Below are 22,177 nucleotides of genomic sequence, written 5' to 3'. Positions count from 1 at the left end.
CCCGAGCCTCCTGGGCTGCGCTCAGCCTCCCGCACCCTCACGCGGCACGACGGCGAACCGGCGGTTCGCGAGCGACGGGTTGCGCTCACGCGTGCGCACGACGTCCGCGTGGTCGAGGTCGACCGTCACCTGACCGGGCTCGAGACCCAGCCGTGCACGGACAGTCCCGTCCGGGCCCACCGCGGTGCTGCTCCCGCACACGCCGCGCCCCGCCATCCCGACCGCGACGACGAACGCCGTGCTCTCGATCGCACGCGCCTGCGCGAGCACGGTCCACTGCTCGATCTTGCCCGGCCCCGCAGCCCACGCCGCCGGGCACAGCAGGACGTCAGCACCGGCGTCGAGCGCGCGCCGCGCCGACTCGGGGAACCTCAGGTCGTAGCAGGTCATGACGCCGACGGTCCCGTCACCGACGGTCATCGTCGGGGGCATGTCGAACGGCCCGGGGGCGAACCGCTCGGACTCGCGCTCGCCGTACGCGTCGTACAGGTGGACCTTGCGGTACACGCCTCGCAGCTCGCCCTGAGCGTCGACGAGCACGACGCCGTTGCTCGCGCGCCCTCGTCCGTCACCCTCCAGGGTGACGCCTGCCGCGACGGCGACGTCGTGGCGTCGCGCGGCCTCACGCATCTCGATGACGAACGGCCCGTCCACGGGCTCGGCCGCCCCCGCGTCCACGCCGCGCGGATCGAAGTACGACGCGTACTCGGGCAGGACGACGAGGTCCGCGCCGTCGTCGGCCCCACGCCCGACCGCCTCGCGCGCGAGCGCACGGCACGCGTCCGCGTCAGCGACCGCGGCGACCTGCGCGAGCGAGACGCGCACGATCAGCCGTCGGCGCGGCCCGGCGTCGGGCCGTGGTCACCGGCCGGCTCAGCGACCCCGGGGCCCTCGGCCGCTGCCTCCTCGACCGTGACGTCGCGCGGCTCGCGCGCCGCCTCGGCACGCTCCTCGAAGCGCAGCCGACGCACGCGCCGGTTCATCGAGAACCAGCCGAGGATGCACACGACCGCGATGAAGAAGATCGCGAGGAAGCCGATCAGGCCTGGCGTCACGTCGTACTCGTTGAGGTCACCGCGCAGCACGTCGGTCGGCGACGGGCTCGGGCTGACGGTCTCGAACGTGAGCGCCGACGTGTGCGGGACGAGCTGGACGGTCATGCGATCTCCTCGTGACGGATCCCGGCGAACAGGTCGTCCTCGGGGAGCGTGGTGGGCACGCGCGAGTGGGCGAGCTCGAACTCCTCGACAGGCCAGACCTCGGCCTCGAGGTCGCGTGGCGTGCCGAAGAAGAACCCGTCCGGGTCGATCTGGGTCTCGTGCGCGATGAGCGCGCGATCCCGGCGGTCGAAGTAGTCGGCGCAGTGCACCGCGGTCGTCGCCTGACGCTCGACGATCTCGCGCGCTGCCCGCGTCTCGACCCACTCGCCGAACGGCGACTCGAGGCCCGCGTCGGCCATGGCCTCGTGGACCGTGCGGATCCGCTTCATCGAGAAGTCGTGGTTGTAGTACAGCTTCGACGGGGCCCACGGCTCACCGTGGCCGCGGTAGCGCTCGGCGTCACCTGCCGCGTGGTACGCCTCGAAAGCGACGCGGTGGCACATGACGTGGTCAGGGTGGGGGTAGCCGCCGGACGGGTCGTACGTCGTCATGACGTGCGGACGGAAGTCGCGGACGATCTCGACGAGCGGCGCCGACGCCTCCTCGAGCGGGACGAGCGCGAAACACCCCTCGGGGAGCGGCGGGAGCGGGTCACCCTCGGGCAGGCCCGAGTCGACGAATCCGAGCCAACGGTGCTGGACACCGAGCGCCTCGGCGGCCGCCGCCATCTCGACGCGCCGGATCGCAGCCATCTCCTCGATCGTCGACGGCGCGAGCGTGCAGCTCGGGTTGAGGATCGAGCCACGCTCGCCTCCGGTGCACGAGACGACGAGGACCTCGACCCCCTCGGCCGCGTAGCGGGCCATCGTCGCCGCGCCCTTGCTCGACTCGTCGTCGGGGTGCGCGTGCACCGCCAGCAGGCGCAACGGAGTCGAGGACATAAGCCACTTCCCTTCGAGGTGAGAGACAATGATTCTATGTCCGAGACCTCGCCCAGCGGCCCGTCGACAGATCCGGCTCCCGACCCGCTCGCCGAGCGGTACGGCACCGTCGCTCCCGACGCGCGTGCGCGCCGCCTGCGCGTCGCCGCCCTGTGGACGGTCGGCATCGTCGGCACGGTCGCCGCCGCATGGAGCGGCTGGAGCATGGTCGCGAGCGAGAAGTTCACGACGCAGGACGTCGGCTTCGCCGTCCAGGGCCCCGAGGCCGTGACCGTGACCTTCAACGTCACCAAGGACGCCGATCTGACGCTCGACTGCCGTCTCGTCGCGCTCAACACGGCATACGGCCAGGTCGGCTTCCGTGACGTGACGATCGGCCCGGGCACCTCCGAGCGCGAGACGTTCACCGTCGAGGTACGCACGTCCGAGCTCGCGACGACCGGCATGGTCGAGAGCTGCACCGCGCGCTAGCACCCTCGCGCGGGCGGGAGTCTCGCGCCAGGCACGAAGCACCGGCTATGCTGAGTGTTTCGACCGCTGTCCTCGACCTCGCGCGCCTGCGCGAATGAGATCCGGGCACAGCACATCTGGCGCACGGTGACTGACCGTGCGCCTACTTCTTTACTGACGGAAGGAGCGATCGTGGCCGAGACCACCGCCGCCACGTGGCTGACCCAGGAGGCCTACGACCGGCTGAAGGCCGAGTACGAGCACCTCACCGGGCCTGGCCGCACCGAGATCGCGACGAGGATCGCCCAGGCGCGCGACGAGGGCGACCTGAAGGAGAACTCCGGCTACCACGCCGCCCGCGAGGAGCAGGCGAAGCAGGAGGCACGCATCCGCGAGCTCAAGGCGAAGCTCGAGAACGCCCAGATCGGCACCCCGCCGGACGACGGCGTCGTCGAGCCGGGCATGCTCGTCCTCGCCGAGGTCGCGGGTGACGACATCGAGTTCCTCCTCGGCTCGCGCGAGATCGCCGGCACGACCGACATCGCCGTGTACTCGGACAAGTCCCCGCTCGGCGCCGCGATCAACGGCCGCGCCGTCGGTGACACGGTCTCGTACAACGCGCCCAACGGCGCCGAGATCACGGTCGTCATCAAGAGCGCCAAGCCGTTCCAGGGCTGACGCAGACGAACGACGAGGGCCCCGGTCACCGCAAGGTGACCGGGGCCCTCGTCGTTCGAGGTTCAGCGTTCGTCGGGCAGCACGTAGCCCTGACGACGCAGGTGGTCCAGCAGCTCGGCGCAGTGCTCGTGCCCCTTCGTCTCGACCTGCGCGACCACCTCGACCTCGTCGATCGCGAGGTGCGGTCCCGTGCGGACGTGCTCGACGTGCATCACGTTCCCGCCAACCTCGGCGAGGTCGAGCATGAGGTTCGCGAGCGCACCCGGACGGTCGGTCAGCAGCACGCGCACCTGGAGGTAGCGGCCCGCCGACGCGAGACCGTGCCGGACGACCCGCAGCAGGACGACCGGGTCGATGTTCCCCCCGGAGAGCACGCAGACGACCGGGCCCTCGACCGAGCCTGGCTCCGCGATCAGTGCAGCGACGCCCGCCGCCCCCGCCGGCTCGACCAGCAGCTTCGCGCGCTCCGCAACGAGCAGCAGCCCGCGCGAGAGATGCTCCTCGGAGACGGTGCGGATCTCCGCGTTGCCGTGCGCGATCACGTCGAACGGGACCTGCCCGGGCATGCCGACCGCGATGCCGTCCGCCATCGTCGAGCGCGGCTCGACTGCAGAAGGCGTGCCGTCGCGCAGCGAGCCGGGGTACGACGCCATGCGCTCGGCCTGCACGCCGACCACTCGCACGTGCGGAGCCAGGTAGCCGAACGCGGCGACGAGACCGGCCGCGAGCCCTCCCCCGCCGACGGGCACGAGGACTGTCGCGACGTCAGGCACCTGCTCGAGGATCTCGCACGCGATCGTCGCCTGTCCCGCGACGATGTCCGGATGGTCGAACGGGTGGATGAGCACCGCGCCCGTGGCGCGGGCGTGCTGGTGCGCAGCAGCGAGAGCGTCGTCGACGCTCGAACCCACGAGCCGCACCTCCGCGCCGTACTCGCGCGTCGCCGCGACCTTCGGCAGGGAGGCGTCGGTCGGCATGTAGACGACCGCGTGGATGCCGAGGGTCCGTGCTGCGACCGCGACGCCCTGCGCGTGGTTGCCGGCGCTCGCCGCGACGACGCCGTGGCGGCGCTCCTCCTCGCTCAGCCGCGCCATCCGCACGTACGCGCCGCGCACCTTGAACGACCCGGCACGCTGGAGGTTCTCGCACTTGAGCAAGACGCGCTGCCCCGTGAGCTCGCTCAGGACGCGGCTCGACTCGACGGGCGTGCGCACCACGACGCCCTCGAGCATCCGCGCGGCGTCGAGGATCGACTCGCGCGTCACCACGGGCGCGCCCGTCACAGCTCGCCCTTGCGCGACGCCGCCTCGGCGTCGTCCTCGTCCGCCGCAGAGTAGTTCGGGCCGTCGTCCGCGCCGCGGCGCAGGGCGCGGGCACGCGCGCGAAGCTCCGCCTCGGCCGTCGGTCTCACGGTCAGGCGGTCGTCGATGCCGAGGTCGGGGAACTTGTCGTGCCCGTGGAAGAACAGCAGCACCGTGTTGAGCACCGCCGCGACCGGCACGGCGAACAGCGCGCCGACGATCCCCGCGTACATGGTCCCGCCCGTCACGACGAGCAGGACGGCCACCGGGTGCAGCGCGACCGCATGGCCCATGAGGAACGGCTGGAGCACGTTGCCCTCGATCTGCTGGACCGCGAGCACGATCACGAGCATGATCACCGCCGTCACCCACCCCTTGACGACGAGCGCGACGAGGACCGCCATCGCCCCCGTGACGAGCGCCCCGACGAACGGGATGAACGAACCGACGAACACGAGGATGCCGAGCGGGAGCGCGAGCGGCAGCCCGAGGATCGCGGCGCCGACGCCGATGCCCGTCGCATCGACCGCAGCCACGAGTATCTGGGTCCGCGTGTAGGCCGCGAGCGTGACCAGACCGCGACGGCCCGCCTGGTGCACCTGCTGCCGCGCCTGGCGCGGCAGGAGGCCCACCACCCACGTCCAGATCGCGCGGCCGTCGAGCAGGAAGAAGAACGTGCAGAACAGCGCGATGACGGTGCCCGTCAGGACACCCGTGACCGTCGCGGTGACGCTCGCCGCGCCCGCGAGGATCGTCCCGAGGTTGTCCTCGATCGTCGTCGTCGCGGTCTCGATCGCCTCGTCGAGGCGCTGCACGTCCAGCTCGAGCGGTCCCGTCGACAGCCAGTCGATCGCCTGGTTGAGCCCTTCGGACGCCTGGGTCGACAGGTTCGCGAAGCCCGTGACGATCGACCGTCCGGCGATGAACACGAGACCGAAGATCACGGCGATCAGGCCGATCACACCGACCGCCGCGGCCAGGGCGCGCGGGAACCTCAGGTGGACCTGGAGCGTCTTGACGAGCGGGGCGAGCAGCACCGTGAACAAGAGGGCGACCGCGATCGGGATCAACAGCGGGCTGAACGTCTTCACGAGCCAGATCGCGGCCGCGACGCCGAGCCCGACGACGAGCAGGCGCCACGTCCACGCGGCGGCGCTCTGGATCACCGGAGGGATGGTGTCGGCGGCCCGGAACTCAGCCCCTGCCGCCGTCGGCGCGTCGCGCCGCTCGACCACGGCCGCATCGACCGTCGCGCCGCCGTCCGTGACCTCGTCCCTCGTCCCGCTGCCGTTCGCGCTCACTTGACCTCCCGCCGGGTGCTCCGCCGCTCGGGAGCACCCGACCAGCCTACGGGCCGCACCGCCTCCTGACAGGCGGGAACATCTGCGCGCGTCGCCGCGTTCTGACCGGTGCTGCCACCGCCGCGCGTGCGCAGCGAGCGAGGGAGGTCGTCATGCTCGAAGGTCTGTTCGGTTCGTCAGCGAGATCCACGATGGTCAGCCGCGAGCGCGCGCTCGCCGGGCGGGACGCGTCCGCCTACCCGGTCCCCGAGACGCACGCCGTGCTCGGGACCGCGCTGCAGGGCCCGTGGCCCGACGGCACGCGCGTCCTCTATCTCGCCCTCGGGTGCTTCTGGGGCGCGGAGAAGCTGTTCTGGGAGCTGCCCGGCGTCGTGACGACGGCCGCGGGCTACCAGGGCGGCTACACGAGGTTCCCCACGTACGAGGAGACGTGCACGTCTCTCACCGGCCACACCGAGACCGTGCTCGTCGCGTACGACCCGGCCGTCGTGAGCGACGAGGACGTCCTGCGGACGTTCTGGGAGAACCATGACCCGACGCAGGGCTACCGCCAGGGCAACGACGTCGGCACGCAGTACCGCTCCGCGGTCTACTGGACGACGCCGGAGCAGGAGGAGGTCGTGCGCCGCACCCACGCCGTCTTCCAGGAGCGGCTGCGCGAGCGCGGCTTCTCTGACATCACCACGGAGCTGCGCCCCGCCTCCGAGGCGGGGCCGTTCTACTACGCCGAAGAGCACCACCAGCAGTACCTGCACAAGGTGCCGAACGGGTACTGCCCGGTCCACGCGACGGGTGTGCGCTGCGGCTGACCTGCACGCTCCCGGGGCGGCCAGCACGGACGCCCCGGGAATGGCCTTGCTCGGAAGTGCCAGAATGGAACATGCGCTCCATCACACAGAGCAGGAAGCTCAAGAACGTCCGGTACGACGTCCGAGGCCCGATCCTCGTCGAGGCGCAGCGCCTCGAGGCGCTCGGCCACAAGATCCTCAAGCTGAACATCGGCAACCCCGCGCCGTTCGGCTTCGAGGCACCCGCGACCATCGCAGCGGACGTCATCCATCATCTTCCTGAGGCGCAGGGCTACTCGGACTCGCGCGGCATCTACTCGGCGCGCACCGCCGTCGCGCAGTACTACCAGGCCGAGGGCCTGACGGACACCCACGTCGAGGACGTGTTCATCGGCAACGGCGTCTCCGAGCTCATCACGATGACGCTCCAGGCGTTCGTCGACGACGGCAACGAGATCCTCGTGCCCGCCCCCGACTACCCCTTGTGGACCGGCGCGGTGACGCTCACGGGCGGCACGCCGGTGCACTACCGGTGCGACGAGTCGAACGGCTGGAACCCGGACCTCGAGGACATCGAGTCCAAGATCACCGAGAACACCTACGGGCTCGTGCTGATCAACCCGAACAACCCGACCGGCGCGGTCTACTCGGAGGAGACGGTCAAGGGCATCGTCGACATCGCGCGGCGCCACGACCTCGTGATCTTCTCCGACGAGATCTACGAGAAGATCCTGTACGACGGTGCGCAGCACCACCACACCGCCAAGTACGCGGGCGACGACGTGCTGTGCCTGACGTTCTCCGGCCTGTCGAAGGCGTACCGGGTGTGCGGCTACCGCTCCGGCTGGCTCATGATCTCGGGGCCCAAGCACCTCGCGACGGACTTCATCGAGGGCCTGACCCTCATGGCGAACATGCGCATGTGCGCGAACGTGCCGGCGCAGCACGCCATCCAGACCGCGCTCGGCGGCTACCAGTCGATCAACGAGCTCATCGTCCCGGGCGGGCGCTTCTACGACCAGGCGATGCTCGCGGACAAGCTGCTCAACGAGATCCCCGGCGTCACGTCGGTGAAGCCTCGCGGCGCGCTGTACTGCTTCCCGAAGCTCGAGCCGGAGGCGTACGACATCAAGGACGACGAGGCGTTCGCGCTCGACCTGCTGCAGTCGAAGCACATCCTCGTGACGCACGGTACCGGGTTCAACTGGTTCGAGCCGGACCACTTCCGCCTCGTCGCGCTCCCGGACGTCAAGATGCTCGAGGAAGCGATCGGCCGCATCGCGGAGTACCTCGAGGAGATCCGCCGATAGCCGCCACCTGCAGGCACGGACCCACGGCGCCGCCCGCGAGGTAGCGGGCTGCACGCGAGGTAGGGCCCTGCAAGCCCCTACCTCGCGCGGGAACCCCTACCTCACGTGGTAGCCACTACCTCACCGCCGTCCGGGCGCGAGTACCTCGCGCCGTCCTGGCGGCGCTGCCTCGCGCGGCACCACCTGCCTCGCGCCGCCGGGACGGGACGCGGGTCAGCGCTTGCGGCCCTTGCCGCCGCCCTTGCTGAGCTTGCCGGGCTTCTTGGCCTTGGCGGCCTTCTTGCCCATGGCCTTCGCGCGCGCAGCCTCGTTGCGCTCGACCACCTTGCGGATGCGCGCGGCCTTGTGGTCCTCGGCCTTGCGGGTCGCCGCGGCCTTGGCGCGGCGCTCCTTCTCGGCGCGCGTGAGCGGCGCGGCCTGGCGGTCGCTCCCGGGCGCCGCCTGCTGCGTGTCGGTCGCTGCGGCGCCGCGCGAGCTGTTGACCGAGCGGCCGCGCACGATCCCGACGAGCTCTTCGGCGAGCTCGTGGGCACCGTCGACGGGCCACACGAGGCTCACGCCCGACGCCGGACCGCCCGCGTAGGGCACGTGCACGACGTCCTTGCGATGGTGCAGCCGCGCGACGGACATCGGTACGACGACGACGCCCACCCCGGCGGCGACGAGCGCGATCGCGGCCGCGGCGTCGTCGGGACGCTCGAGCGCGGGCAGCCCGGGCGGCGTCCCACGGTCGGCGGGCGCGGCGTCGTCACCGACACCTGCCCAGTCGAGCACGTCGTCGAGCGGGTGCAGCACGAGCTCGTCGGCGAGGTCGACGATCGTCACCTCGTCCGCGAGCGACAGGAGGTGCTCCTTGCCGACGACGACAACTGGGACCTCGTCGTACAGCGGGATCGCGTGCAGGACCTTCGTGCGGGCCTCGGCGGTGCCCGGGCGGCCGGTCCGCACGACGGGACGGCGCACGAGAGCAGCGTGGACCACGCCGTCGCGCACGCTCGCGCCGGCGTCGAGCGTGCCGATCGGCACGAGCTCGAGCGGGACCGTGAGCCGGTCGCGCCACGTGCGCACCCACTTCGCGGGGGTGACGCCCGGCGCGAAGCCGAGCCGGAACGCCTGCGGGGCGGCGGACGCCTCGGGCTCAGTCGGCGCGGTCTCATGGGGGGTCTCGTTCACCTGCCAAGGCTACCGGTCGGGCCTGCGGCACCACGCGGCCGCTGCGCACGCCGATAGGATGGTCGCCATGACCTCACGCAAGAGCCCGCAGTCGATGAAGGCCGCCACCGCGGCGAAGAAGCTGGGCGTGTACCTCCCCGCGACCCCGGAGGACTTCCAGCAGCGCCTCATCACCCGCGAAGAGCTCGACGCGCTCCAGGCGGACCCGCCGCAGTGGCTCGCCGACCTGCGCCGCGAAGGGCCGCACCCGCGCCCCGTCGTCGCCGCGCGCCTCGGCGTCTCGATCGCGGGCCTCGCCCGTGGCGGCGTGACCGAACCGCTCACGACCGAGCAGATCACCGACCTGCGCGAGTCGAACCCGACGTGGCTCCAGCGTGAGCGCGAGACGCAGGCGGAGGTGCGCCGCGAGGAGGAGCGGATCAAGGCGCGTGACGCTGAGGCCGCGAAGAAGGCGGCACGCAAGGCGCCTCGTTCCTGAGGCCTCGCGCCTGCGCGCACGACGCCCCACCCCTGGATGCCCTGAGCCGGGCGCGCCTGCGACGCGCGCCCGGCTCAGCCGTTGTCGGGCACGAGCTCGGGCCACTCAGGGTTGACCGCGATCTCCCAGCGGTATCCGTCAGGGTCCGCGACGTAGCCGGAGTATCCGCCCCACTCGCGGCGCACTCCCGCCGAGACGAGACGCCCGCCCGCGGCGACCGCCCCCGTGATCGCCGCGTCGACGTCAGCCGGTTCCTTGAGGTTGTGCGCGAGCGTCATCGGGGCGAGCCCTGGCTCGCCGACCTCGCCGATCTCCTCACGCATCGCGTCGAGGTCCCACAGCGAGAGCACGAGCCCTGGCTCGACGTCGAGCATGACGATGGCCTCGGCCTCGAAGCGCACCGGCCAGCCGAGACCGGCGACGTAGAAGCGCCGGGCGCGCTGCACGTCCGCGACGCCGAGCGTCACGACCGTCACGCGGGGCTTCATGCCTGCCCCACCGTCTCGCGCGACCGCTCGCTGTGCCCGAGGGGCTGGCCTGGGGCCACGACGTCGCGGACGAGCCGCTTGAGCGTCGTGATCTCGGGGAAGCCGCCGTCGGTGCGCCGGTCCCAGACGAGGGCGTCGTCGACGCGCACCTGGAAGACACCGCCGCGGCCGGGGACGAGCGCGACCTCGGTGCCCTCGGGGAACGTCGTCAGGAGCTCTTGCGCCATCCATGCTGCCCGCGCGAGCCACCGGCACTGCGTGCAGTAGGTCAGCGCCACGCGGTGCGCGCCACGCGCGGGGGCGTCGGCGGTCGCTCCCGCCGCGGTCGCACCCGTCTCGGTGGTGCCCGGCTCGACGTGCGTCCCACCGCCGGCTGCAGGGACGGTCGGGACGTCGACGGGGCAGCTCTCCTGGGCCGTCACCCGAGTGCCTCGGTCAGGTCAGCGATCAGGTCGTCGAGGTCCTCGATGCCGACGGACAGCCGCACGAGGTCCTCCGGGACCTCGAGCGCCGACCCGACGACCGACGCGTGCGTCATGCGGCCGGGGTGCTCGATGAGCGACTCGACCCCCCCGAGCGACTCCGCGAGCGTGAACACGCGCGTGCGGTCGACGAGCGCGAGCGCCGAGTCGAGGGAGCCCGTGCGGAAGGACACCATCCCGCCGAACGCGCGCATCTGACGCGCGGCGACCTCGTGCCCCGGGTGGGACTCGAGGCCCGGGTACAGGACCTCCGTGACCGCGCTGTGCGTCTCGAGGAACCGTGCGACGGCGAGAGCGTTCGAGCTGTGGCGCTCCATGCGCACCGCGAGCGTCTTGAGGCCGCGCAGCGTGAGCCACGCGTCGAACGGGCCTGCTACGGCGCCCGCCGCGTTCTGCAGGAAGCCGACGGCGTCCGCGAGGCTGGTCGTGCCCGTCGGGCCGGCGACACCACCCGGGAGCTCGACGCCCGCCCCGACGACCACGGCGCCACCGACGACGTCAGAGTGGCCGCCGACGTACTTTGTCGTCGAGTGCACGACCGCGTCGGCGCCGAGCGCGAGCGGCTGCTGCAGCGCGGGCGACGCAAAGGTGTTGTCGACGACGAGCACGGCGCCGGCATCGTGAGCGACCTTGGCGACTGCGGCGATGTCGGTGACGCCGAGGAGCGGGTTGGACGGCGTCTCGACCCACACGACGGTCGTCTGCCCGGGGCGGATCGCCGCGGCGACGGCCTGCGGGTCGGACGTGTTGACCGGGGTGTGGCTGACGTCCCACGCGCCGTGCACGCGGGCGACGAGGCGGTAGGTGCCGCCGTACGCGTCGTCGGGCATGACGACGTGACCTCCCGGCCGCGTGAGCGCGCGCAGGAGGACGTCCTCGCCGGCGAGGCCGGACGAGAACGCGAACGCGCGCTCCCCACCCTCGACTGCAGCGAGCGCGGTCTCGAGCGCGGTGCGCGTCGGGTTCCCGGAACGGGAGTACTCATATCCCCCGCGCAGGCCGCCGACCCCGTCCTGCTTGTACGTCGAGACCTGGTAGATCGGAGGGACGACGGCACCCGTCGTCGCGTCCGGGTCCTGGCCGGCGTGGATGGCCTTGGTGGAGAAACCTGCGTCGTCCCAGTGTGCGTTCACGTATCCGAGGCTACGCGGACGCACTGACACGGGCCCAGGAAGGGCGTGTCGCGCCAGCACGTGAGACGACGCGCGGCTCAGCCTGCGAGATATCCCAGCAGGTCGTGCCGCGTGAGCACGCCCACGGGGTGCCCGTCGTCGACCACCATGAGCGCGTCCGCGTCGTGGAGCGCCGCCCGGACCGCCTCGAGCGGCTCGCCCGAGCCGATCTTCGGCAGGGCCGGGGCCATGTGCGCACCGACGGTGTCGGTCAGCTGCGCCCGCCCGGAGAACACCGCGTCGAGCAGGTCGCGCTCGCTCACCGAGCCTGCGACCTCACCGATGACGACGGGCGGCTCCGCGAGCACGACCGGCATCTGCGAGACGCCGAACTCGCGCAGGATCTCGATCGCGTCGCGCACCGTCTCGGTCGGGTGCGTGTGCACGAGCGCGGGCAGGTCGCCCGCCTTGCCGCGCAGCACGTCGCCGGCGGTCACGCCGTCTCCCGCGTCGAGGAACCCGTACGAGCGCATCCACGTGTCGGAGAAGATCTTCGACATGTACCCGCGTCCCGAGTCGGGCAGCAGCACGACGATCACGGCCCGCTCCGCGGCCTGCGGGTCCTCGTCCTCGAGGCGGCGGGCGAGGCGCAGCGCGGCCTCGACGGCCATCCCGCACGAGCCCCCGACGAGGAGCGCCTCCTCGAGCGCGAGGCGCCGGGTCATCGCGAACGAGTCGGCGTCGGAGACGGCGATGATCTCGTGCGGGACGGCCGGGTCGTAGGCCTTCGGCCAGAAGTCCTCGCCGACGCCCTCGACGAGGTACGGCCGGCCAGTCCCGCCCGAGTACACGGAACCCTCGGGGTCCGCGCCGACGATCTGGACCTCGCCGCCGGCCTCGGGAGCGCGGCTGGCGGACGCCTCGCGCAGGAAGCGGCCCGTGCCGGTAATCGTCCCGCCCGTGCCGACACCGGCGACGAGGTGGGTGATCCGCCCGTCCGTGTCCGCCCAGATCTCGGGCCCGGTCGTCGCGTAGTGCGAGGCCGGTCCGTTGAGGTTGGAGTACTGGTCAGGCTTCCACGCACCAGGCGTCTCGCGGACGATCCGGTCGGAGACCGAGTAGTACGAGCTCGGGTCGTCGGGCGCGACGGACGTCGGGGTGACGACGACCTCGGCACCGTACGCGGCGAGCACGTCGCGCTTGTCCTGGCTCACCTTGTCCGGGCACACGAACACGCAGCGGTAGCCCTTGCGCTGCGCGACCATCGCGAGGCCGACGCCCGTGTTGCCGCTCGTCGGCTCGACGATCGTGCCGCCCGGCTGCAGCTCTCCTGACGCCTCCGCAGCCTCGATGATGCGCAGCGCGATGCGGTCCTTGATGGAGCCGCCGGGGTTGAGGTACTCGACCTTGGCGAGGATGGTCGCGGACAGGCCCGCGGTGACGGTGTTCAGCCGGACGAGAGGGGTGTTCCCGACCAGCTCGCTGACGTGCTCGGCAAACTTCATGCGCCCACGCTAGCGGCTCGGCCACTGCCCCGCGGCCCCGCGTCCGGGCCGTCCGGAGTGCGGGAGAATCGAGACCATGCCGCTCGTCCTGCCGCCCGCCGTCGACGCCGTCCTGGACGGCCTGAGCCGCTGGCCCGACGTCGAGGGCGACCTGGTCGCGGTCGACGCCGCCGACCGTCTCCTCCTCGCGGAGGCCGCCCCGCTGATCGCGGCATCCCGGCCGGGCGAGGTCGTCGTGCTCGACGACGCGTACGGAGCGATCGCGCTCGGCGCGATCGCGCTCGGCGCGCGGGGCGTGCGCGTGCACACGGACGCGGTCACGAGCGAGCGCGCGATCCTCGCGAACGCCGCGCGGGTCGACGGCGCGGACCTGCCCCGCCTCGCGCCCGACCTTCGGGTCGAGCCCGTGCTCACGCCGTCGGTCGTCACGGGCGCGCGCCTCGTGCTCGCCCGGCTCCCTCGCGCGCTCGACGCGCTCGCCGAGACGGCGGCGCTCGTCGCCGACCACGCGGCGCCGGACGTCACGTTCCTCGCGACGGGTCGCCTCAAGCACATGAGCCGCAGCATGAACGACGTGCTCGCAGCCCGGTTCGACGACGTGCGCGCGACGCTCGCGCACGGCAAGTCGCGCGCGCTCGTCGCGCGCTCCCCCCGCCCGGCTGACGCAGGCACCGTCCCGTTCCCGAGGTCGGTGCACCACGGTGACGTCGGGCTCACCGTCGTCGCGCACGGCGCCGCGTTCGCGGGGACGAGCCTCGACATCGGCACGCGCTTCCTGCTGACGTTCCTCGACGACGTCGCGGCGGACCTGCCCGAGGGCGGTACGGCGCTCGACCTCGGCTGCGGCACGGGGCTGCTCGCGGCGGCCGTCGCGCGCGCGGTGCCGTCGGCTCGCGTGACGGCGACCGACCGGTCTGCCGCCGCGGTCGCCTCGGCGGGTCTCACGGCGCGCGCGAACGGCGTCGGCGACCGGGTCGTGGTGCTGCGCGACGACGTCGCGGCGTCGGTTCCGGACGCGAGCGTCGACGTGGTCGTGTGCAACCCGCCGTTCCACGCCGGGGCCGCGCTCAGCACGGACATCGCGTCGGCGATGTTCCGCGCGGCCGCGCGCGTCCTGCGCCCGGGCGGCGTCCTCTGGACGGTCTTCAACAGTCCCCTGCGGTACCGCGGCGAGCTGGGTCGTGTCGTCGGCCCGACGACGCACGCGGGGCAGAACCCCAAGTTCACCGTGACGAGGTCTGTGCGCCGGTAGCGGGCGTTCCGGGCGTCAGAGCGCGCGCAGCCGCGGCAGAGCGTCGGCGACCTCGGCGAGGATCGCCGGGTCTCCCGCGTACAGCCCGTCGGGACGCGGCCGGTGCACGACGACGTCGGTGAAGCCGAGCTCGGCCGCACGGCCGACCATGTGCTCGAGCCGGGCGACGCCCGCGAGGCGGCCGCCGTCGCCTGCAGGGCCGAGCGAGAAGGTGAAGGAGTCGAGCGAGAGGTACCGCGGGAACAGCTCGTGGTTCTCGACCGCGTCCTCACGGCCACCACGCACGAGCGCCTCGTCGAGACGACCGGTGAGCATCGCGAGGCCCTCCCACCACGCTTCTTCGGACTCCATGTCCTCGAGGCCGGTCGTGACCCAGCCGCTGCCGTGGCGCACGGCGACGTCGAGCGCGCGCGGGCCGTTGGCAGCGACGAGCAGGGGCGGCGGGCCGTCGAGCGGGCCGGGGAACGTGCGGGCGTCGACGGCGGTGTAGAACTCGCCGACGTGGTCAGTGACGGGCTGGGTCAGCATCGTCGTGAGCAGGCCGCAGAACTCGTCGAGGCGGCGCACGCGCTGCCCAGGGGTGAGCTCGTCCTGGCCGAGGACGGCGGCGTCGAAGCCGCGGCCTCCTGCGCCGATGCCGAGCAGGAGGCGTCCGCCGGACATGTCGTCGAGCGTCATGACGTCCTTCGCGCACGTCACGGGGTGCCGGTAGTTGGGTGAGGCGACGAACGTGCCGAGCGGGATGTGCTCGGTCGCGAGCGCGGCCGCGGTCAGGGTCGGGACGGTCGCGAACCAGGGTTCGCCGGCGAGGGTGCGCCATGCGAGGTGGTCGTACGTCCATGCGTGATCGAAGCCGAGGTCCTCGACCTCACGCCACATGGGTGCGGCCTCGGGCCACCGGTACTGGGGAAGGATGCAGACGCCAACTCGCATGCGGCCACGATAGTGGGCCGCTGACCGTCGGGGCTCGCAGCGAGCTCGGACGCGCGCAGGGCCGGACCTCTGTCGAGGTCCGGCCCTGCGCGTGCAGCGGGTATGTCAGCCGACGCCGAGGATGTCGACGACGAAGACGAGCACGTCGTCGCCACCGATGCCGGCCTGCGGCACTCCGCGCGAGCCGTAGCCGTGGTGCGGCGGGATCGACAGCAGGACGCGGGAGCCGACCTGCTGGCCGACGAGGCCCTGGTCCCAGCCGCCGATGACGGCGCCGACACCGATCGGGAAGTCGATCGACGCGCCGCGGTCGTAGGAGTTGTCGAAGACGTGACCGCCCCAGGTCTGACCCAGGTAGTTCACGACGATGGTGTTGCCAGCCTCGACGGTGTCGCCGGAGCCCTGGACGAGCACCTGGATCTCGAGCTCTTCAGGAGCTGCTGCGTCGGGGAAGGTCAGGACCGGCTTGTCGCCGAAGCCACCGGACGCCTGGGGAAGTGAAGCCATGACTGCCTCTCGTCGTCGGACGGGCGCGCAGGAGCGCGACCGTGGTCAAGCCTAGGACGCCCGCAGGAGCGTCGCAGACGGGTCGGTCAGTCGCGCCCGGACAGGAGCGCGAAGATGCGGAGGAACTCGGTGTAGAGCCACACGAGCGTGACGATCAGACCGAACGCTGCGCTCCACGAGAAGATGCGCGGAGCACCGGACTCGACGCCGCGCTTGATGGAGTCGAAGTCCATGACGAGCGAGTACGCGGCGAGCACGACGGCGAGCGCGCCGATGACGACGCCGAGCGGCATGCCGCCGATCGTGATGTCGGAGCGCATGCCCCACGCGGAATCGGTCGCACCGAACAGCATCATGCCCAGGTTGACGAGGCTGAACACCGCGTAGCCGATCATCGCGACGAGGAAGATCTTCGTGGCCTTGGGTGTCACGCGCACCTTGCCCGACGTGAACAGGGCGAGGGTCACGCCTGCGGTGACGACCGTCGCGATGAGCGCCTGCATGGCGATGCCCGGGTACACGCTGTCGAGGATGGCGCTCAGGCCACCGAGGAACACGCCCTCGGCGACGGCGTACGCGGTGATGAGCGCGGGGCTCGGGGTCTTCTTGAAGATGTTGACGAGGGCCAGCACGAACCCGACACCGAGGCCGACGAGGTACAGGCCGGGCATCGTGTCGGTGAGCTGCCAGGTGATGGCGGCGACGATCGCGAGCAGCGCGAGCAGGCCGCCGGTCTTCACGATGACGTCGTCGTACGTCATGCGGTTCGTCTGCACCGGCGTGGCGGACGGCGCTCCGTACATCGCGTCGAGGGTCGCAGGGCTGACGGAAGCCTCGCCGCGGCGCTTCACCGGGTCGGCGAAGACGGGGTTGGATCCGAAGGCGGGGTTGGACACTGGTCCTCCAGGGGCCGGGTGTGTTCACGAAGCGTCTGGATGACGCCCCTGCACGCTGAACGCACGAGGGTGGCGATCCGTTCCCGGCACCTGCCGGGAACGTCCGCGCCTGCGCGCCGCGTCTGCCGATCCTATGTGCCAGCGCTGGACGTCGCCTGAGTGTTCCCGGCCTGCGGGGCGGCGGCTGAGGCCGAGTAGTAGGCGATCTTCTCGTCGAGGACCGTCATCGCCGCGGCGATGCTCCTCGCGCGGCGCTCGAGCTCGGCGCGGTGGCGGACGAGGAACTCGACCCGGTCCACGCTCGGTCCGCTGCTGCGCAGGAGTGCCGTGAACTCGCGCAGCTCTGCGATGCCGAGCCCGGCGTCGCGCAAGCACGTGACGAGCCCGACCCAGAACAGGTCGTCCTCCGAGTACGCGCGGTGACCACCCGGCGAGCGGCCGACGGGACCGACGAGACCTTCGCGCTCGTAGTAGCGGAGGGTGTCGAGCGTGAGCCCGGTACGTTCGGCCGCCTCGGCGGGCGTGATCGTCGTCGTCATGGTGGTCCTCCCCTGCTTGCCGTCCCGGTCAGCGGGCTTCCTCGAACGATGCCATGTGGGCGTCGTCGAGGACGAGGCTGCGGGCATCGAGCGCCTCGGTAAGCTGTTCGGGCTGCGAGACACCGACGATGGGCGCGATCCCTTGGTGGAGCAGCCATGCGAGCACGACCTGGTGGGGTGTCGCGCCGACGTCGTGGGACACGACGTCGAGCGCCTCGAGGATGCGGGCCGTGCCAGGGTGGTCGTAGGCGTCCGGGAAGGGCTTGTCGGCACGGGTGTACGCGCCCTGGACGAGCGGCGTGTACGCCCAGACGTTCATCTCGGCGGCGCGCGCGAGGTCGAGGTCGTCGGGAGTGAGGAGGCGGTGGCCCTGGTCGGGCAGGCACGCACCTGGACGTGGCTGCGCGAGCGAGTGCCGCAGCTGGAGCGCTGACCATGGTTCGAGCCCTCGGCTCGTGGCGATCGTGCGGGCTCGCTCGACCCGCCACGACGCATGGTTCGCGGCGCCGACGCGCCTCGCGATACCTCGTTCGACGAGCTCACCGAACGCCTCGACCGTCTCGTCGAGCGGCACGGCACGGTCCTCGGCGTGCGCCCACAGCAGGTCGACGTGGTCGACGCCGAGACGCTCGAGGCTGCCGGCGACGCCGCGTTCGATCGCGGCGGCGGACAAGCCCTCGGCGGACTCCGGCCACACGTGCGGGACGAGCGGGTCCTGGCGCACCTTCGTCGCGATACGGATGACGTCGCGCACTCCCGGGTTGGCGCGCAGCCACTGACCGAGCACACGCTCGCTCGCGCCGCCGACGCCTGCCGGGTCGGTCCAGAACGAGTAGCAGTTCGCGGTGTCGAGCCAGACACCGCCCGCCTCGACGAACTGGTCGAGGAGTGCGAAGGCGCGTGCGGGCTCGACGAGGGTGCCGTAGTACATCGTCCCGAGGACGACGCCTCCCTCGGTCTCCCGGAGCGCTGCCGTGGCGGCTGGCGTGGTCTGCTGGTCGGTTCTCGTCTTCTCCATACGAGCCATCGTCAGACCTGGAGCGCGCTCCAGGTCAAGGGGCGTCGGACGGACGATCCAGCTGTGCAGACACCGGTGCACGAAGTGGTGTGCCCCCGGTGGGACTCGAACCCACACTCGGTCGGGTTTAAGCCGACTGCCTCTGCCGGTTGGGCTACGGGGGCGTGCCACCCCTGGCGGCACCGCCCGAGCATAGCGAGAGGGGACGGCCCGCCGGGCCGTCCCCTCTCGCTGTGCGTGACTACTTGCCGTGCGACGTCACCGCGGAGTCCGGCGCGGCGTCGGGCTTGGGCTTCGGTGCTGCCGACGCGGCGCGGAAGGACGCGCGCGGGTCGTGGATCGAACCGAGCGAGATGACCTCGCGGCGCAGGAACAACGCGCCTGTCCAGCCGGCCATGATGCGGATCTTGCGGTTCCACGTCGGCATCGCCATGACGTGGTAGGTGCGGTGCAGCACCCACGCGAGCGGGCCGCGGACCTTGATGCGCCCGAACATCTGTGCGACGCCCTTGTACATGCCGAGCGACGCGACGGCGCCGACGTTCTTGTGGCTGTACTCGGTCGGCTCCGCGCTGCGCAGCACCTTGGCGAGGTTGTCACCGAGGTGGTTCGCCTGGCGGATCGCGTGCTGGGCGTTCGGCGGGCAGAACATGCCCGGGTTGAGCAGGTCCGGGACGGCGGCGCAGTCGCCGGCGGCCCACGCGTCGGGCACGACCGTGCCCTCGGCGTCGACGATCTGGAGCGTCGGCAGGCAGGTCACGCGACCGAGCTTGTCGAGCGGCAGGTCGGAGTCCTGGAGGACCGGGTTGGCCTTGACGCCCGCGGTCCACACGATCGTGTCGGCGTCGAACTCGACCTTGTTGGACAGCACGACGTGCCCGTCGTCGCACGAGCTCAGGAACGTCGACAGGTGGATCTCGATGTTGCGCTTGCGCAGCACCTCGAGCGTGTAGCCGCCGAGCTCTTCGGAGACCTCCGGGAGGATGCGGGGCGAGCCCTCGACGAGCACGAAGCGCAGGTCGGCGGCGTCGAGCTCGGGGTAGTACTTGACCGCGGCGCGAGCCATGTCCTCGACCTCGCCGAGCGCCTCGATGCCAGCGAAGCCGCCACCGACGAAGACGAACGTGAGCATGCGCTTGCGGGCCTCAGGGTCCCAGGTGGACGACGCGACGTCGATCCGGTTGAGCACCTGGTTGCGGACGGCGATGGCCTCCTCGACCGTCTTGAAGCCGATCGCCTGCTCTGCGAGCCCCGGGATGGGGAGCGTGCGGGCGACCGAGCCGAGACCGACGATGAGGTGGTCGTAGGTGATCGAGTACGCCTCGCCACCCTCGGGCTGGATCGTGACCTTGCGGTCGGCGTGCGCGATGCCCGTGACCATGCCCTGGAGCAGGTCGACGTTCCGCAGGGCGCGGCGCAGTGGCGCGACGACGTGACGGCCGTCGATCGAACCGGCGGCGGCCTCCGGGAGGAACGGCGCGTAGGTCATGTACGGACGCGGGTCGACGACGACGATCGCCGCCTCGCGCTTCCCCAGACGCTTGCGAAGACGACGGGCGGAGTACAGGCCGACCGAGCCACCGCCGAGGACGACGATGCGCGGGACCTTGCGGGGCTTCGGCTGGGCCGTTGCCTGGTTCTGGGCAGCGTCCACCGAGGACAGATCATTCTGGGGCATGAGGTCATGCTAATACGGGCTCAGGGCCGCGCATCCGTCACGTCCGTCACACGGGATCACCACGGCGCGGCAAGGTCAGCCAGCCACCCGGACGGCGCGCCGCCGGTCCCACGCCCTGCGCAAGCGCCTCTCCGCGGGGCGCTCGACCGCTGCGTGCAGCGCCCACGCCGCAGCCAGCGAGAGCACCAGGGCGAGCACCCCGACGAGGACTCCGGCGAGGCCGCGATGCGGACCCAGCACTGCCACCATGAGATAGATCACGGTCGCGTGCACGAGGTAGAAGGCGAAGGACCACTCGCCGAGCCTGACGAGCCGGGGCCGGCTCAGGGCGCTCGGGCGCCCCTCGAGCTCGCCGACCGCGACCGCGACGACGAGCGCGGCGAGCCCGACCGTCATGACCTCCTGGAGCCCGACCGCGAGCCGCGCGTGCGCCTGCGCGACGGCGCCGCCCTCGAGGCCCGACGCTGCGAGGAGCGTGCCACCGGTCACGAGCCACGCACCGACAGCGCCGACGGCCGTCGCGACGAGCCCGACCCGCACCCGCGGGCGCCACCCGAGCGCGACAGCGCGCGCGAGCGCCATCCCGAGCAGGAACTCCGTCAGACGCAGGACGGGCCACGGCAGGGCGCCGATCGTCATGCCGACCTCGCCCCCGCTCATGACGAGCACGCGGAGCAGGACGGCGACGCCGACGACGCCTCCGGCTGCCCACAGCGCCCCGCGCCGCGTGGTGCGTGCGAGAGCGCGGTCGGCGGCCGGGTGCAGCGCGTAGAAGAACGCCTCGCAGGACAACGTCCACGACGCGGGGTTGCCCGAGAAGAGCACGTTCGCGTCCCGCGACCACCCCTGCAGGAGGAGCACCGAGAGCACCACGATCCCGACGTCGAACGGCCGCACCCCGCTGTGGCTGCCCTCGGCAAGGAGGAGCGACGTGAAGACCGGGAGCGCGAGCAGCAGGGCGACCAGGTGCGCCGGGTAGACCCGTGCGACGCGGCGCCACCAGAACGTCCCGGCGTCAGGTGGCTCAAAGCCGGAGACCGCCCGTCCCGACGACCACGTCAGCACGAAACCCGAGAGGACGAAGAAGAACGTCACACCGTGCGTGCCGAGGGTCAACGTGCGAGCGAGCGTCGGCGGCAGGACGACGAGCTGACCGACGTGGTGCACGAAGACCGCGAACGCAGCCCACCAACGCAGGCCGGTGAGCGCGTCGAGACGAGCCGGACGGCTCACGGGCCGGACGGGCACCCCGGCAGGGGCGCCCGTCGTGCGGAGTCCTCCCCCGTCAGCCACGACCTGCGGCGCTGAGAGCGATGCCGTCGAGGATGTCGTGCTCGCTCGTGACGACCGACGTGAGGGCGCCACCGCGCTCCGCGACCTCGTCGCGCACGCGCGCGACGACCTCCGACCAGACGAGAGCACCGGCCGCGATGACGTCGACACGGCCGGGGTGCATGAAGCCGAGCGCGGCGCGCTCGTCGCGCGTCATGTGCACGAGGCTGTCGCACGCGGCGAGGACCGTCTCGACGGGGAGGACCGCACCGTTGATCTTGTCGCGGTCGTAGGCGGGAAGCCCGAGCGCGTGCGCGGTCACCGTCGTGACCGAGCCGGCGAGGCCGACGAGGGTGACGGCCTGCCCCAGGTCGACGGCCTGCTTCGCCTTGTCGAGAGCAGCGCGGACGTCGGCGCGGGCGCCGTCCTCCTGCTCGCGGCTGGGCGGGTCGTCGTTCAGGTGACGCTCGGTCATGCGGACGCAGCCGACGTCCATCGAGTGCGCGGCGTCCGGCGTCGACGTGCCCAGCACGATCTCCGTCGAGCCGCCGCCGAGGTCGACGACGACGAACGGGCCGTCGTACGCGGACCCGAGCACGCTCGTCGCACCCGCGAAGGAGAGCTCGGCCTCCTCGTCGCCCGCGACGACCTCGGGCTCGACGCCGAGGATCTCGCGGACGCCGTCGACGAACTCCTGGCGGTTGCGCGCGTCACGCGTCGCCGACGTCGCGACGAAGCGGACGCGCTCAGCGCCCAGCTCGGCGATCGTCGCGGCGTACTCGCGCGTCATCTCGAGGGTGCGAGCCAGCGCCTCAGGGGCGAGCTCGCCCGTGCGGTCCACCCCCTGCCCGAGCCGGACGACCTCCATGCGGCGCACGAGGTCGGTCAGCGAGCCGTCCGGCGCCACGTCGGCGACGAGGAGGCGGATGGAGTTGGTCCCACAGTCGATGGCAGCTACGCGAGTCACGCGGAACA

Annotated in this window: 24 protein-coding genes and 1 tRNA gene; 6 read left to right on the top strand and 19 right to left on the bottom strand. The window is 72.0% G+C overall.

Annotation, left to right across the window (positions count from 1 at the left end):
* Window positions 1-21: 21 nt before the first annotated feature.
* Genes HF995_RS10440 through mca form a run of 3 tightly spaced genes read right to left on the bottom strand, consistent with a single transcriptional unit; the run spans window position 22 to window position 2,041 of the window.
* A complete protein-coding gene (locus tag HF995_RS10440) occupies window positions 22-825 on the bottom strand; it encodes a carbon-nitrogen hydrolase family protein (protein WP_350308842.1) in 804 nt (267 codons plus the stop codon).
* A gap of 2 nt (window positions 826-827) precedes the next feature.
* Window positions 828-1,160 (bottom strand): hypothetical protein, encoded by a 333-nt coding sequence (locus HF995_RS10435; RefSeq protein WP_168447745.1) that lies wholly within the window; start codon window positions 1,158-1,160, stop codon window positions 828-830.
* Window positions 1,157-2,041 carry a mycothiol conjugate amidase Mca gene (mca, locus tag HF995_RS10430; RefSeq protein ID WP_168447744.1) on the bottom strand — a complete coding sequence of 295 codons (885 nt, stop codon included), beginning with the start codon at window positions 2,039-2,041 and terminating at the stop codon, window positions 1,157-1,159. Before mca ends, HF995_RS10435 begins: the two co-directional genes overlap by 4 nt.
* Before the next feature lie 36 nt (window positions 2,042-2,077).
* On the opposite strand from mca, the gene HF995_RS10425 reads away from it, so the two are divergent.
* Window positions 2,078-2,512: a DUF4307 domain-containing protein gene (locus HF995_RS10425; protein WP_168447743.1), complete on the top strand. Its 435-nt coding sequence runs from the start codon at window positions 2,078-2,080 to the stop codon at window positions 2,510-2,512.
* 171 nt (window positions 2,513-2,683) lie between these two features.
* Window positions 2,684-3,169, top strand: coding sequence for a transcription elongation factor GreA (greA, locus tag HF995_RS10420; RefSeq protein ID WP_168447742.1), 486 nt, complete (start codon window positions 2,684-2,686; stop codon window positions 3,167-3,169).
* Window positions 3,170-3,231: 62 nt separating this feature from the next.
* Here greA and ilvA read toward each other — a convergent pair whose 3' ends face one another.
* The gene (gene ilvA / locus HF995_RS10415; RefSeq protein WP_168447917.1) at window positions 3,232-4,401 is read right to left on the bottom strand and encodes a threonine ammonia-lyase; all 1,170 of its coding nucleotides are present in this window, start codon (window positions 4,399-4,401) and stop codon (window positions 3,232-3,234) included.
* Window positions 4,402-4,448: 47 nt separating this feature from the next.
* The gene (locus HF995_RS10410) at window positions 4,449-5,771 is read right to left on the bottom strand and encodes an AI-2E family transporter (RefSeq protein WP_350308841.1); all 1,323 of its coding nucleotides are present in this window, start codon (window positions 5,769-5,771) and stop codon (window positions 4,449-4,451) included.
* A 152-nt stretch (window positions 5,772-5,923) separates the two neighbouring features.
* Here HF995_RS10410 and msrA point away from each other — a divergent pair, with 152 nt between their 5' ends.
* Both msrA and HF995_RS10400 read left to right on the top strand, forming a co-directional pair.
* Window positions 5,924-6,580, top strand: a complete 657-nt coding sequence (msrA, locus tag HF995_RS10405) for a peptide-methionine (S)-S-oxide reductase MsrA (RefSeq protein WP_286189523.1) — start codon at window positions 5,924-5,926, stop codon at window positions 6,578-6,580.
* Between the two features lie 71 nt (window positions 6,581-6,651).
* Entirely contained in the window at window positions 6,652-7,869 is a 1,218-nt protein-coding gene (locus HF995_RS10400) for a pyridoxal phosphate-dependent aminotransferase (protein WP_168447741.1), read from the top strand.
* Between the two features lie 213 nt (window positions 7,870-8,082).
* Here the strand turns inward: HF995_RS10400 and HF995_RS10395 are convergent, their stop codons facing one another.
* Window positions 8,083-9,042, bottom strand: a complete 960-nt coding sequence (locus HF995_RS10395; protein ID WP_350308840.1) for a LysR substrate-binding domain-containing protein — start codon at window positions 9,040-9,042, stop codon at window positions 8,083-8,085.
* Between the two features lie 67 nt (window positions 9,043-9,109).
* Between HF995_RS10395 and HF995_RS10390 the strand changes: the two genes are divergently transcribed.
* On the top strand, window positions 9,110-9,520 hold the full coding sequence (locus HF995_RS10390) for a DUF5997 family protein (RefSeq protein WP_168447740.1): 411 nt from the start codon (window positions 9,110-9,112) through the stop codon (window positions 9,518-9,520).
* A 74-nt stretch (window positions 9,521-9,594) separates the two neighbouring features.
* Here HF995_RS10390 and HF995_RS10385 read toward each other — a convergent pair whose 3' ends face one another.
* The 4 genes from HF995_RS10385 to HF995_RS10370 form a co-directional block, all read right to left on the bottom strand.
* Window positions 9,595-10,008, bottom strand: coding sequence for a VOC family protein (locus tag HF995_RS10385; RefSeq protein WP_168447739.1), 414 nt, complete (start codon window positions 10,006-10,008; stop codon window positions 9,595-9,597).
* On the bottom strand, window positions 10,005-10,430 hold the full coding sequence (locus HF995_RS14150; RefSeq protein ID WP_350308839.1) for an Rdx family protein: 426 nt from the start codon (window positions 10,428-10,430) through the stop codon (window positions 10,005-10,007). The genes HF995_RS10385 and HF995_RS14150 overlap by 4 nt, the downstream gene beginning before the upstream one ends.
* The gene (locus tag HF995_RS10375; RefSeq protein WP_168447738.1) at window positions 10,427-11,623 is read right to left on the bottom strand and encodes a cystathionine gamma-synthase; all 1,197 of its coding nucleotides are present in this window, start codon (window positions 11,621-11,623) and stop codon (window positions 10,427-10,429) included. Before HF995_RS10375 ends, HF995_RS14150 begins: the two co-directional genes overlap by 4 nt.
* 77 nt (window positions 11,624-11,700) lie before the next feature.
* A complete protein-coding gene (locus tag HF995_RS10370; protein WP_168447737.1) occupies window positions 11,701-13,107 on the bottom strand; it encodes a cystathionine beta-synthase in 1,407 nt (468 codons plus the stop codon).
* 76 nt (window positions 13,108-13,183) lie between these two features.
* On the opposite strand from HF995_RS10370, the gene HF995_RS10365 reads away from it, so the two are divergent.
* Window positions 13,184-14,359, top strand: coding sequence for a class I SAM-dependent methyltransferase (locus HF995_RS10365; protein ID WP_168447736.1), 1,176 nt, complete (start codon window positions 13,184-13,186; stop codon window positions 14,357-14,359).
* Window positions 14,360-14,374: 15 nt separating this feature from the next.
* Here HF995_RS10365 and HF995_RS10360 read toward each other — a convergent pair whose 3' ends face one another.
* The 9 genes from HF995_RS10360 to HF995_RS10320 form a co-directional block, all read right to left on the bottom strand.
* Entirely contained in the window at window positions 14,375-15,292 is a 918-nt protein-coding gene (locus tag HF995_RS10360; protein ID WP_168447735.1) for an LLM class flavin-dependent oxidoreductase, read from the bottom strand.
* 105 nt (window positions 15,293-15,397) lie between these two features.
* Entirely contained in the window at window positions 15,398-15,799 is a 402-nt protein-coding gene (locus HF995_RS10355) for an FKBP-type peptidyl-prolyl cis-trans isomerase (RefSeq protein WP_168447734.1), read from the bottom strand.
* Between the two features lie 86 nt (window positions 15,800-15,885).
* On the bottom strand, window positions 15,886-16,695 hold the full coding sequence (locus tag HF995_RS10350; protein WP_168447733.1) for a Bax inhibitor-1/YccA family protein: 810 nt from the start codon (window positions 16,693-16,695) through the stop codon (window positions 15,886-15,888).
* Between the two features lie 131 nt (window positions 16,696-16,826).
* Window positions 16,827-17,234: a MerR family transcriptional regulator gene (locus HF995_RS10345; protein ID WP_168447732.1), complete on the bottom strand. Its 408-nt coding sequence runs from the start codon at window positions 17,232-17,234 to the stop codon at window positions 16,827-16,829.
* 28 nt (window positions 17,235-17,262) lie between these two features.
* Window positions 17,263-18,252: an aldo/keto reductase gene (locus HF995_RS10340; RefSeq protein WP_168447731.1), complete on the bottom strand. Its 990-nt coding sequence runs from the start codon at window positions 18,250-18,252 to the stop codon at window positions 17,263-17,265.
* A 90-nt stretch (window positions 18,253-18,342) separates the two neighbouring features.
* Window positions 18,343-18,416, bottom strand: a tRNA-Leu gene (locus HF995_RS10335).
* Window positions 18,417-18,493: 77 nt separating this feature from the next.
* Complete coding sequence (locus HF995_RS10330) at window positions 18,494-19,930, bottom strand: NAD(P)/FAD-dependent oxidoreductase (protein WP_168447730.1); 1,437 nt, start codon at window positions 19,928-19,930, stop codon at window positions 18,494-18,496.
* A gap of 75 nt (window positions 19,931-20,005) precedes the next feature.
* Window positions 20,006-21,163 carry an acyltransferase family protein gene (locus HF995_RS10325; RefSeq protein ID WP_168447729.1) on the bottom strand — a complete coding sequence of 386 codons (1,158 nt, stop codon included), beginning with the start codon at window positions 21,161-21,163 and terminating at the stop codon, window positions 20,006-20,008.
* A 52-nt stretch (window positions 21,164-21,215) separates the two neighbouring features.
* Window positions 21,216-22,169 (bottom strand): Ppx/GppA phosphatase family protein, encoded by a 954-nt coding sequence (locus HF995_RS10320; RefSeq protein ID WP_350308838.1) that lies wholly within the window; start codon window positions 22,167-22,169, stop codon window positions 21,216-21,218.
* Window positions 22,170-22,177: the final 8 nt, after the last annotated feature.

Source organism: Sanguibacter hominis ATCC BAA-789 (genome assembly GCF_012396185.1).
GTDB lineage: Bacteria > Actinomycetota > Actinomycetes > Actinomycetales > Cellulomonadaceae > Flavimobilis > Flavimobilis hominis.
The sequence above is the reverse complement of the archived record's forward strand: the minus strand, read 5'-3'. Positions and strand labels throughout refer to the sequence as shown.